The organism is Nonlabens sp. SCSIO 43208 (assembly GCF_050703575.1).
GTDB classification, from domain to species: Bacteria; Bacteroidota; Bacteroidia; order Flavobacteriales; family Flavobacteriaceae; genus Nonlabens; species Nonlabens tegetincola.
Map to the genome: position 1 here is coordinate 2,823,763 of NZ_CP065365.1, position 12,742 is coordinate 2,836,504.

At 34.7% G+C, this 12,742-nt stretch carries 9 protein-coding genes; 2 read left to right on the forward strand and 7 right to left on the reverse strand.

Annotated features, from left to right (window positions below; genetic code table 11):
• Nucleotides 1-243 precede the first annotated feature (243 nt).
• Nucleotides 244-1,062, forward strand: coding sequence for a hypothetical protein (locus tag I5168_RS13055; RefSeq protein WP_105018596.1), 819 nt, complete (start codon nt 244-246; stop codon nt 1,060-1,062).
• Nucleotides 1,063-1,303: 241 nt separating this feature from the next.
• On the opposite strand, the gene yidC is transcribed toward I5168_RS13055, so the two are convergent.
• From yidC to I5168_RS13070, 3 genes are all read right to left on the reverse strand, one after another.
• Nucleotides 1,304-3,115, reverse strand: a complete 1,812-nt coding sequence (gene yidC / locus I5168_RS13060; protein WP_431472057.1) for a membrane protein insertase YidC — start codon at nt 3,113-3,115, stop codon at nt 1,304-1,306.
• A gap of 68 nt (nt 3,116-3,183) precedes the next feature.
• Nucleotides 3,184-4,803, reverse strand: coding sequence for a CTP synthase (locus tag I5168_RS13065; RefSeq protein WP_431472058.1), 1,620 nt, complete (start codon nt 4,801-4,803; stop codon nt 3,184-3,186).
• Nucleotides 4,804-4,985: 182 nt separating this feature from the next.
• Nucleotides 4,986-7,706, reverse strand: coding sequence for a reprolysin-like metallopeptidase (locus tag I5168_RS13070; RefSeq protein ID WP_431472059.1), 2,721 nt, complete (start codon nt 7,704-7,706; stop codon nt 4,986-4,988).
• A 95-nt stretch (nt 7,707-7,801) separates the two neighbouring features.
• On the opposite strand from I5168_RS13070, the gene I5168_RS13075 reads away from it, so the two are divergent.
• Nucleotides 7,802-8,299, forward strand: coding sequence for a hypothetical protein (locus I5168_RS13075; protein ID WP_146104989.1), 498 nt, complete (start codon nt 7,802-7,804; stop codon nt 8,297-8,299).
• Here the strand turns inward: I5168_RS13075 and I5168_RS13080 are convergent.
• Genes I5168_RS13080 through guaA form a run of 4 tightly spaced genes read right to left on the reverse strand, consistent with a single transcriptional unit; the run spans nt 8,294 to nt 12,713 of the window.
• Nucleotides 8,294-8,821 (reverse strand): DUF922 domain-containing protein, encoded by a 528-nt coding sequence (locus I5168_RS13080; protein WP_431472060.1) that lies wholly within the window; start codon nt 8,819-8,821, stop codon nt 8,294-8,296. The two genes, I5168_RS13075 and I5168_RS13080, sit on opposite strands and share 6 nt — an antisense overlap.
• The gene (locus tag I5168_RS13085; RefSeq protein WP_042278073.1) at nt 8,821-9,222 is read right to left on the reverse strand and encodes an OsmC family protein; all 402 of its coding nucleotides are present in this window, start codon (nt 9,220-9,222) and stop codon (nt 8,821-8,823) included. The genes I5168_RS13080 and I5168_RS13085 overlap by 1 nt, the downstream gene beginning before the upstream one ends.
• A 19-nt stretch (nt 9,223-9,241) precedes the next feature.
• Nucleotides 9,242-11,176 (reverse strand): LysM peptidoglycan-binding domain-containing protein, encoded by a 1,935-nt coding sequence (locus I5168_RS13090; protein ID WP_431472061.1) that lies wholly within the window; start codon nt 11,174-11,176, stop codon nt 9,242-9,244.
• 1 nt (nt 11,177) lies between these two features.
• On the reverse strand, nt 11,178-12,713 hold the full coding sequence (gene guaA / locus I5168_RS13095) for a glutamine-hydrolyzing GMP synthase (protein ID WP_431472062.1): 1,536 nt from the start codon (nt 12,711-12,713) through the stop codon (nt 11,178-11,180).
• Nucleotides 12,714-12,742: the final 29 nt, after the last annotated feature.

A 12,742-nucleotide genomic window follows, 5' to 3' on the forward strand; every position in this document is an offset into this window, starting at 1 on the left:
AGATATAATAGATTTTTTCAAATTAGAAAAACCGTTTATCTATGGGCGTCTAAAATTTCATGTCAAGCTCTATAAGTACGTGTCACTTTTAAATTCCAGCTTTTATAGCTGGGTTTTTTATTTTCTTACATTAACAAAACAAAAGTCACAAACCCAAGAAAGCGTTAATTTACACGTTGTTGCAAATCACTATTACTATCTTTGAGAAGACTAAAAATTTAAATTAACTAACAAACTAACATCATGAACATAAAAAAATATAGAATAGCAGCTATTGGTTTAGCCTTAACAGCTACCACACTTATTGCATGTAAAGAATCTCCAAAATCAGAGGAAACCGAAGAAATGCTCTCTGAAGAAGCGATGGTAGAACAAGAATTGCCTTCTATTACTATCGAAAAATTAATGGACTCACCAGCTTATGAAACTGCTAGTCTTTCTCTTAAATCTCCAGATGTTTCTGGAACTATTCCTTCCGGTGATACTAACTTTGATTTTGAAGTTACAAACTATGAATTAGGAGCAATTACTGAAAGTGAAAATGCAAACCGTTTAGCCAATTCAGGAAAAGGTCAGCACATTCATTTTATTGTGAATAATCAACCCTACTCTGCTCACTATGAGCCTACCTTTACTAAAGCTCTTCCTGACGGAACACACCACCTAGTAGCTTTTTTAAGTAGATCTTACCATGAATCTGTTAAAAATAACAATTCTGTCGTGGTAAAGAAAGTACAAGTAGGTGACGAGATAACTCAAGAATTGGATATGAATGCTCCTACTCTTATTTATAGCAGACCTAAAGGAGAGTATTCTGGTAAAGACACTGAGAATTTACTATTAGATTTCTTTGTTATTAACACCACTCTTTCAGAAGACGGAAATAAGGTAAGAGCTACTATAAACGATCAAGTTTTTACTATTACTGAATGGGCTCCATATATTGTAAAAGGACTTCCTATGGGTGAAGTTTCCATCAAACTAGAGCTTGTTGACGATAATAATCAAGTTATACCTGGACCATTCAATAGTGTGACAAGAACAGTTACTCTTAAGGAGTAAGGTATTAAGGAAAAAGAACTGAAAATCATAAAAAGTGTTTTTACATATGTAAAAACACTTTTTTTATATTTTAAGTAGTTGCTAATATGATTTAAAATTTAAAACGAGAGAAAGTTCATAGTTTTATATTTACTAAGCTTACACGAAGTTATATACTGAATTAAGTAAGTAAAGCCAATTAATAAAAAAACAGCTTTATGAAATATTCACAAAGCTGTTTTTAATGTTGTATAATAGGATGTTACTTTTTCTTCTTCTGTAACTCTTGTTGAGCTTGTGCTTGTTCCATCATCTGTTCCATTCTTTTAGCAAATCTACCCTTCTTTTTAGGTTTAGCTTTTGCTTTCTCAATTTTGGCAAGGACCTTATCCTTATCAATTATCACATTCTTTATAACCAACATCAGTCCTATTGTAATTAAGTTAGATACAAAATAGTAAAGCGATAGACCAGCTGCATAATTATTAAAGAAAACTAACATGAATAATGGCGATAAATACATGATAAACTTCATGTTAGGCATTCCTGGTTGTTGTGCCTGCGCCATGTTTTGACCAGTGGTCATTTGCATATAGAAAAATATAGCAACAGATGCTAAAATTGGAAATAAACTTACATGATCTCCGTAAACCGGTATGTGGAAAGGAAGTTTAAAAATTTCGTCGTAACTCGACAAATCATGTGCCCATAAAAAGCTTTTTTGTCTTAATTCGATAGCAGTTGGGAAAAATTTGAACAAGGCAAAAAATACAGGCATCTGTAATAAGGCCGGTAAACATCCCGATAAAGGACTCGCTCCAGCCTCACGCTGAATACGCATAGTTTCTTGTTGCTTTTTAAGAGCGTCATCTTTATACTTTGCAGTTACTTTTTCAATCTCAGGACGTAATATTTTCATTTTTGCCTGAGTTAAATAACTTTTATATAAAACTGGCGATAATAATAACCTTACCCCAAATGTTAGAAGAATAATACCTATCCCAACAGGAATTCCTAGATATTTAGGAGACGTAATAAAAGTAAATAGTGGTCTAATTACATATTTATTAATGACACCAAAAATTCCCCAACCTAAATCAACTACTTCTTCCAGATTGGCATCATAATTTTCAAGAATATCATAATCCGTAGGACCAAAATACCAGTCCATATTATACATTATTTCACCACCAGAATACTCTAATTGAAATTCTGAACTAAATTCCTTGGTAAATTTATTTTGTGTATCGTCTATTGATGCAATATTCTTCGTTCTTAAAACACCAGACGTAAATGGAGTGTCGGTTACAAGTATTGAACTGAAAAAGTGTTGCTTGTAAGCTGCCCAAGTAATAGCGTTTCCTTCCTCCTCGGCGGTTTCTCCTTGTCCTGTATAATCATCGCTACCACCATCATATTCAAATTTAATTTCAGTATATCTGTTCTCATTTTGGATACTCTTTGAACGTCTATACCCTTGCATATCCCATTTAAGTGAAACAGCATCACTTGTATTTGCAACCGAGTTTAAACCAGTACTTCTAATAGTAAAATCAACCATATAATTATCTGGTTTGATTTCATATCTAAATTCTATTTTGGCATTATTACCTGGTGTAGCAACGAAGTTAAAAACCTTATTTTCACCGTTCATGCTTTGTTGCGGAGTAAAAAGCATGTCTGCGGTATTTAACTTACGACCATCCTTGGTCATAAAGGTCAAATTCAATCGCATATCACCATCGTTTACTAAGTAAACCGGTAAAGAATCGTAAGTCTTAAACTTTAAAAGTTCTGCTTGGGTTAAATAAGCTCCTTTTGTACTGAATTTGTAATCTACTAATTCGGTCTGGTACGATAAAGTTTCAGCACTATTACTAGGATTAATTGAATCATTAACAACTGTCAAGCCATCAGGAACAGGTTGATCATTATTGGATATAGATTGTTCAGTTGTGGTATTGGGTTCTTGTTCTTGTACTTCTTCCTTATTCATAAAGAACATGTACATCAATATTGCAAAGATTAAGGACATACCTAATATTTGCTTCCAGTCTGTTTTATTTTCTTCCATTTCTAGATAGAGTTTGAAACTCTGTAAAGGGTTTGTGGTGATTCTGCTTTCGCGAAAGCGGAATCAGATTATTTATTTTTATTACTTTTAAATGTTGCCGCCGCAGCTACAAATGATTTGAACAATGGGTGTGGATTTGCTACTGTACTTTTATACTCAGGATGGTACTGTACTCCAATAAACCAAGGATGATCCTCTATTTCAACGATTTCAACCAAATCAGTTTTTGGATTGACTCCGGTAGTTTTTAATCCAGCTTGTTCAAGTTGATCTCTATATTCATTGTTATATTCATAACGATGACGATGACGCTCACTTATCAATTCATTTCCATAGATTTCTGACACTCTACCACCATTCAATTTACAATCCCAAGCACCTAGTCTCATGGTACCACCCATGTCTAGTATATTTTTTTGATCCTCCATAAGAGAAATTACAGGATGCGGCGTGTTGTCGTCCATTTCTATAGAGTTAGACTCTTTCAATTTTAAAACGTTACGTGAATATTCAATTACCGCCATTTGCATACCCAAACAGATACCAAAAAATGGTAATCCGTTTTCTCGAGCATACCTAACTGCTTCTATTTTACCTTCTATCCCTCGTTCACCAAACCCAGGTGCAACTAGAACGCCGTCTAAATGTGATAACTTTTTCTCAACATTTTCTACCTCTAAGTACTCACTGTGAATACTCTCAATCTTAACTTTTACCTCATTTTCTGCACCGGCATGAATGAATGCTTCTAAAATAGATTTATAGCTATCTTGTAACTCAACATATTTACCAATTAATCCAATCGTCACCTGACTTTTAGGATTTTTATGTTTGATAACAAACTCGTTCCAACTTTTAAGGTTTGGTTGGCTCTCAGTTTCTATGTGTAATTGTTTAATGACAACTCTATCCAATCCTTCTAATAGCATTTTATTAGGAACGTCATAAATAGTTTCTACGTCAATAGATTGTATTACTGCTTCTGGTTTAACGTTACAAAAACGTGCTAGCTTCGTTCTTATTTCATCAGAAAGTTCGTGTTCAGTTCTACAAACTAATATATCTGCTTGTATTCCACTTTCCATTAATGTTTTAACACTGTGCTGGGTAGGTTTTGTTTTTAACTCGCCTGCCGCACTTAAAAATGGTATAAGCGTTAAATGAATAACTAATGAATTGTTATCACCTAATTCCCATTGTAATTGACGTACACTTTCGATGTAAGGTAATGACTCAATATCTCCAACTGTTCCACCTATCTCGGTAATTATAACATCATAATCACCTGATTTACCTAAAATCTGAATACGCTCCTTAATCTCATCAGTTATATGTGGAATCACTTGAACCGTTTTTCCTAGGAACTCTCCTCTACGTTCTTTTTGAATGACACTTTGATAAATACGTCCTGTAGTAACGTTATTTGCTTGAGAGGTATTAACATTTAAAAACCTTTCATAATGTCCTAGATCTAAATCAGTTTCGGCACCATCCTCTGTTACGTAACACTCACCATGTTCATAAGGATTCAGTGTTCCAGGATCTACGTTAATGTATGGATCAAGTTTTTGGATTGTAACTCTTAATCCTCTAGCCTGTAGCAGTTTTGCTAGTGAAGCTGCGATAATTCCTTTTCCTAATGATGAGGTTACTCCACCCGTTACAAAAATGTACTTAGCATGTGCCATAATATCTGTTTCCTTACTTTAAAAACAGGTGCAAAAGTAATTATTTAATATGGGATTGTAAGCATAATTGAAGTAGTTATTAAGCACTTCACCGATTAAGAAATTTAGTTGCTATTATTAAAGAATCCCTATTCCTTTTTTATGAGGAATAGGGATTTGAATTATAATTTTATTTTATATACTTACTCTACTATGAGTTTAGTAGAAATCGTATTACTATTTTGTTTTACTTCTACTATATACATACCGCTGGCAATTGTTTCCAAAGAAAACTGCTGCTCTACAAACGAGTTCTCAAAATTGCGAGTTATAATTTCTTTACCAGACAGGTCATATAAGGTTACAGAAGTAGGTTCGTCATTCCATTGATCTAATAAAAGGTTGAATGAATTTGTAGCAGGATTTGGATATATAGAAACTTGCGGAGTCAATACAATATCCTGATTACTCAACGGAGTGACTGTTGTTTGACATACTTGAACAGCCCATTGATTCAATACACCAGCATCTCCATTAAAAAAGTCTGCCATTACTATAGTCCAATTGCCATTAACATCACTGTTTGATAATGTTGACATAGGATCAACCGGACTAGAGTAAGTTCCTGAAACAGGACTAACACATACAACATCAGGTGCACCATCTTGAAACAAAATATCAATATCGTCCTCACCAATACATGTTCTACCCCAAATCGTAGCAACATCACCGTTCGGATTATTAACTTGTACTACTAAGTCCTGAACATAGTCATGTGTAATATCTAAATCTATTCTAATTTCTTGGGAAATATTAGAAACTGGAATGTTAATTTGATTTGCTAATACAGCTCCTTGAACATTACTTCCTTGACCATCAGGAATAGGTAAGTTGATACTTCCTGAAGAATAGGTATCACAAGTGGTTTGCACATTTGCGTTTATATTGAAATCTTCATCATTTATATTAAAAAAGATGTTATTAGCTGCCTCTATCATTAACCTACAATTAGGCGCTACAATTCCGCCAGGAACTATCAAATCATAAGAACCATTATTAGGAACGTTTGATGCTAAAACAGTATCGAAGGTTTGACCACCATCAGTTGATAAAACAATATTAACAAACCCTTCATTAATACCGTTTGCATTGGTTCCTGCTACGTCCCAAGTAATGGTTTCAGTACTTCCTGGCAACCATACTATACCCGTAGTATTTTGAGATGTAACTCTAAAGGGTCCTGCAGCGGTTATTGAAGTAGCTCTCATGGTATCAGAGTCCGTTTGTCCACCTCTTGCATCATTATCCCTTACGGTTACGGTAAAATTCATTCCCCTTGTTACAGAAGGAAGTACTTCCCACTCTGTAGATACTCCTCCATTTGCAACTATATCTTCAAGCTGTGGGATAAATCTTGTAGGACTAGTAGTTCCTTGAAAAGATCTAAATAGTGGTCCTGTAGTATTAGTTGGGCTAGGCAACCCTGCTGAGCCAAGATCAAATTGCTCCCAAGTATATGTCAACCCTGCAGTACCATCTGCATCCGTTGCGCTTGCAGTTAATTTGAAAGGAGTTTGACTAGGTATAAAATAATCTAAACCAGCATTTGCAGTTGGTTGAGAGTTTCCAGTAGGAGTTTGTTGTGCGCAGGTAAAATCGATTGTATTCCATATACTATTAATACTCGTTTGATGAAAATAAGCATCACTATTAGGTTGAACGTTTTGAGGTGGACAAATTCCTGCATATGCCATAATTGTTGAACCACTTCCTACTTCATAGGCAGATCCACCACTTCTATTACCACCCGAACAGCTTCCTGCTGTACCATTAAAACTATGTGGCGCACCAAATTGATGTCCTAATTCATGAGCTACAAAATCAATATCATATGGATCTCCAATTGGTTGTGCTCGTCCAGTTACTCCTTGTGCTTTTCTACCAGGTACGCAAACACTACCTAACGAAGCCAAACCACCACCACCAGTTGTGAAAACATGTCCAATATCGTAATTACCTGACCCTATAGTTGAGTCAATTAATTGCTGATTTTGAGGTAAAATTGCTCCAGCATTGTCGTTGCTTAAATTATCAGAATTGATAAAAATTAATAAATCATTGTTAGCCACTAAATTCATTGTAACTGATAAATCTTGTTCATAAACAAAATTGTTTCGCGCGAGTGTTACATTCATAGCTGCTAGAACAGCCGCTCTTCGTACTTGTTCAGTGTCTGTATTTGTAAAACCTGCTCGTTCCCAATGAAATCTAGAATATTCTATGGTAGCACTTATAGCAATTCTATAAGTACGCAACTGACCGTCATTTGCATTCTTAGAAATATCGTGGCTATGATCCTCACGTGATTGAACATTTGACGTATCTAGTGTACAATAACCGCCAGCATCAATAACTGGTAGATCCTGTTTTGAATAAGATATATAAACTGATCTATCCTTTGTAAAAGGATCAATAAATTCCAATCCAGATTCTGGGTTATAAATCATTCCGTGAAATCCTAATGGTGTGATTGTAAAACGAATTTGAGTACTGGAATTATCTGTTGAATAGCCTATATAAGAATTGATATCGCTATACTTATCCTGCAATGCTTTTTCCATAATAGGTGCTGCGTAAACCTCAAAATCCAAAACACCATGGCTTGTAGGCAAGGTGATAATGTCAGAGCTATGGGTGGTACTATCAAAACGATGAGGAGCATTAATAATCGATGCCTTAATTTGATTTACATCGATAGAATAAAGTTTGTACCTAAAAGGCTCTGATTTCCTTTCGAGTTTATCAGAATCCTTAATTTGAATTTTAGAAATTTGTTTAAAAAAATTATTTTGAGCAATCGAAATTGATGAAATCAATATTACTAAAACTAAAAATAAAGCATTAGAAGGGTATTTGTTTTGCATAATCTATATCTTATGCTGTAAAAATAACGTTTAATCATCACATTTATATAAACAAACTCATAATGAATAGTGGACAAAAATTTAAAATTTCTATAATGAAGATCTTTCTTTTAATTGTTCTAACTGTAACCTTGGGATGTAAAACTGAAAAGGATATGATAATGAAAAACAGTTCATCCAATTGCCCAGAAGGAGGCACATGTCAATCTGAGTTTTTTGAAAATACAATTTTCAAGATACAAGCAGATGAATATGGTGCCACCTACATTAAAAAGATGAACTCTGATCAAAGTTCTGTTCGTTATTCCTTCTTAAGAGATGAGATGAATAACATTGCAGATTCTTATTACAAGGAAGAACTTCACATTTTAATTCCTAACGAGAATGGTACCTACGAGTACAATCAGGAAAATATCAAGGATTTGTCTTTCGGTAGATTGTGTAATTGTAGAGGAGCGACTGGATACTATCCAGTTGAAAAAGCTAATATTAAGCTCAATAGAAACAATGAACAGATTACTTTAACAGGAACTTTCTCTTTAAGTGAAGTGCCTCACATTTTAAAATCAATTAATACCACTATCAAATTATAGATGAGTAGTTTTAAAAAGTTGCTCCTTGATTTTTATGTACCACCTAGCTTGTTCTTCCTTGTCGATACCGTGATTAGTTTCCCTATCGTACTGCTTTTGTAGCTTTCGTCTTTCTGATTCAATTTTTTGGAAGATTTCATTCAAATCAGTTTTGTATGACTTTCTAGGTCGATATTTGCTTAAAGCTGTTCTAAGTTTTCTAGCATAAATTTCAGAAATATCCCAATGCAATTGCTCGTGAGCAAGTAAATCTCTACTACTTTCTTGTATATTTTTTTTCCAACTGAGCTGAGGATAAAATTGACTTTCTATTTCATAGCTCAAATGAAAATCACCATTTAAAATCTTAACCTCATAACTATAGGCTATACCTGTGTTGACACTCGCAAAATGTCTCGCATTTTGTGGTGGAATACCTTTAAAATCTTCCCAGGTCAATACAGGATGATCCGCATAAGTAAAATATTCTGAAGGATTAGAATTAAGAACTAAAAGAAAAACGAAACACCAAGCAAGTTTCATCATTCCCAGTTGAACTTAATTACCTTTTCAATGTCAGGATGCAAGCTATTTAGTACAGGACAAGTATTCCCTATCCTCTCAAGAATAATTTGAGTGCGCTTATCACAATTACCCTTCATTTCAAGTGAAACTTCTATTTTAGAAATTCTTCGAGGTTCACTTGCCATTGTTTTTAACACATGAGCACAACTACCAGAAATATCCTGATTAAGATCATTTGCCTTTATTCCCATTACAGTAAGCATACAACTTGCAAGAGCTGTTGCCACAGTATCAGTTGGTGAAAAGGCTTCTCCTTTCCCATTGTTATCAGTAGGAGCATCTGTTACGAATGAGTTATCACTTTTAATATGAACAGATTTACACCTTAAATCTCCTAAATACTCAACCCTTGATGTCATATCTCAACTATTCGTTTAATTAATTCTCTTTTGTTTCCTCAGACGAGTCCACATCAATAACTTTTATAGATAAATCCTTTTGATATTGTAATAGAAAAACTGCTTCATTATAATATCCCGCAAGAAACTTCTTTCGATAATCAAATTTGTTTTCAACCATCGTTGTTGCTCCATGGCGCATGGCACTTTCAAATAAATCACTAGCGCTAGCTTGTCTTAATATCACATCCATAGTTACATCAAATCCTCTTGCTGCATACTCATTGGGTGAAATATTGTGTGCTCGATAGTACGCTTTCGCGAAAGCGGTATCACCACCAGAATCTCTATTCATTTTTGGGTAAATATAATTAAGCTGCGCAAGTCGAGTATTTGACAAATCCATATCCTCGTAATTATCCATTCCTATCATGGTGATTTTAAAGTCATCAGCCTTTGCGCTATAATTAGAAACAGCATCAGTGATAAATCCAACGTTATCAACTGCAAGAATTACTAAATTTTCTTTTTCCTTATCCAAGGCATCAAAATAGTGACGACTAAAAATGTAATTCTTTTTTTGATTAGGAATTAACAGTTTTGCTTCGGGAACAAGGTTTGCAAATAAATTTTTAAGCTCAGGCTTTGTATTGTCTGTAACTATAATAATATTTTTTCCTTCCTTAATACTAAGGATATATTTTTGCATTTTTTCAATAAAAAGCTCATCTACAGGTCTTGATTGAAAAAGATTTTTATACAGTCTTACATCGGTTGTTGTGAGAGGACTCACCACAGGAATATCATCTCCTTTTACGTGTTTTGCCACCTCTACTACATTTTTACCCATCAATGGACCAATAATAGTATTGTAATTCGAAAAATCTGTTTGATTTAAAATGGATTTTGTTCTATCTAAACTTTTACGAGTGTCGTATAAATCAAAGTTGACGTCTATTCCTAATTTTTTGGCACTGTCTCTGGCTACCTGCATACCACTATAGAAATCTAGGGCAATCCTTAGAGTACGATCAGCTTGCAATCTATCATCCTGGGATTGTTCCTCAGTAATTTTATGCAATGATAAAGGTAGCATTACTGCTATACGCTGTTGGTCATAATTAACAATACTATCTCGTAAATTGCTATATAACCTATTTGTATTTATACCATTACCACTTAAACCATTATCTAGGTTAACTCTGGCAGGTAATTTTAATTGCATTCCAACTTTGAGACCTTCTTTAACATCAGGATTTAAAGATATTATACTATCCTCGGAAATTCCTGCTAATCTAGTAAGCGAATACATTCCCATTTTTGCCGGCACAGTGTAGGTCACAAATTTACTTGCATCAGTTGACCCTTCATTTTCAATGGTATTCTTTTTGGGAACGTTGATTATCATTCCAGGTTGTAAGTTATCTAAACCATCATTAAGTTTTTCTAATTCCTTAACTTTTATACCATATCTAGTTGCTATACCGTATTTAGTATCCTTGGGCAAGACTTTATATTGTCCATCTATCAAAGTGATAGGTGAATTATCCTGTGTCACTTGTTGCTTTTGGTCTTCGGCAAAAACAGGAATTCTTATTTTATCACCTCGTTTTAAGGGTTTTGAGTATAATTCTTTGTTGGCCTCTTTTATATCTAGTTCATCAATCCCATACTTTTGAGCAAGTCTAAAAAGATTATCTTTTCGTTTAACTTTATGGGTGATATATTTTTCAATCCTACTATCTTGCTTGCCAGACTTTTCAGGTATCAATAGTACTGCACCCATTTTTAATCCTGATTTAAGGTCGGGATTAAGTTGAACTAGAGCATCTTCGGTTACGTCATATAACTGCGTTATACTATACAAGGTCTCACCCTGATCAACTGTATGCTTTTTATAGGTTTGTGCGCTTGCACAGCTCGCTTTCGCGAAAGCGAGACAAATAATTAATAAACTATATATAAAATGCTTCATATTATTCCCACTCTATTGTTGCTGGCGGTTTTGAACTAATGTCATACACTACTCTATTAACGCCCTTTACTTTATTTATTATCTCATTACTGGTAGCTTGTAAAAATTCATAAGGTAAATTCACCCAATCGGCGGTCATACCATCTGTACTTTCTACAGCTCTTAAAGCTACACATTTTTCATAAGTGCGTTCATCACCCATCACTCCTACAGAATTTACAGGAAGTAAGATTGCTCCTGCCTGCCATACTTTATCATAAAGATTCCATTTTTTAAGATTCTCAATAAAAACAGCATCTACCTCTTGCAGTATAGCGACTTTTTCTGGTGTGATATCACCTAGAATACGAATAGCTAATCCTGGACCTGGAAAAGGATGACGACCCAATAATTCTGGTGCCATTCCCATACTTGCTCCTACTCTACGAACTTCATCCTTAAACAATGCCTTAAGAGGTTCTACCACTTTTAATTTCATAAAATCTGGCAATCCTCCTACATTGTGATGAGATTTAATCGTGGCACTAGGTCCACCAGTAGCACTTACACTTTCTATCACATCAGGATAAATCGTTCCTTGTGCCAGGTAAGTAACGTCTTTGATAGAAGTAGCTTCATCATCAAATACTTCTATAAACACACGCCCTATTGCCTTACGTTTTTTCTCTGGATCGCTTTCACCAGCAAGTGCTTCCATAAATCGTGCCGAAGCATCCACTCCTTTTACATTAAGTCCCATTCCTTCATATTGATGAAGTACTTGAGTAAATTCATTTTTACGAAGTAAGCCGTTGTTTACGAAAATACAATACAGATTGTTTCCTATCGCCTTGTGCAGTAACATAGCAGCCACACTGCTATCTACTCCACCAGACAATCCTAATACCACTTTATCATCACCTATTTTCTCTTTAAGATGGGCAACTGTTTCTTCAACAAAAGCATTAGGCGTCCAGTCTGGTTTTACTTCGGCTATGTCTATCAAAAAGTTTTGCAGTAGTAACTTACCATCTGTACTATGATAAACTTCTGGATGAAATTGAATAGCATAGGTTTTTTCTCCTTCTATTTTGTATGCGGCATTCTCCACATCATTTGTAGAAGCTAAAAGTGTTCCGCCTGTGGGAAGTTTTTTAATTGTATCACTGTGACTCATCCAGACCTGACTGCCTTTGTTTATTCCTTTGAAAAAAGGCTCATCTGGGTGAACGTAATTCAAATTAGCTCGTCCATATTCTCTTGTGCTACTAGCTCCTACTTCACCTCCATGGAAATGTGCAAGGTACTGTGCTCCATAACAAACACCTAAAAGTGGCTTTTTACCACGTATAGAATCTAGATCTATGTGAAATGCCTGATCAGACCTTACAGACATTGGACTACCAGAAAGTATTACGGCTTTAAATCCATCGATATCATCAGGCAAGTGATGATAGGGATGAATTTCAGAATAGATATTGAGTTCTCTAACACGGCGAGCAATAAGCTGAGTATACTGCGAGCCAAAATCGATTATAAGTACCTTGTCATGTTGCATGGGCAAATTTACCCTTTTGCTAGAAAAAA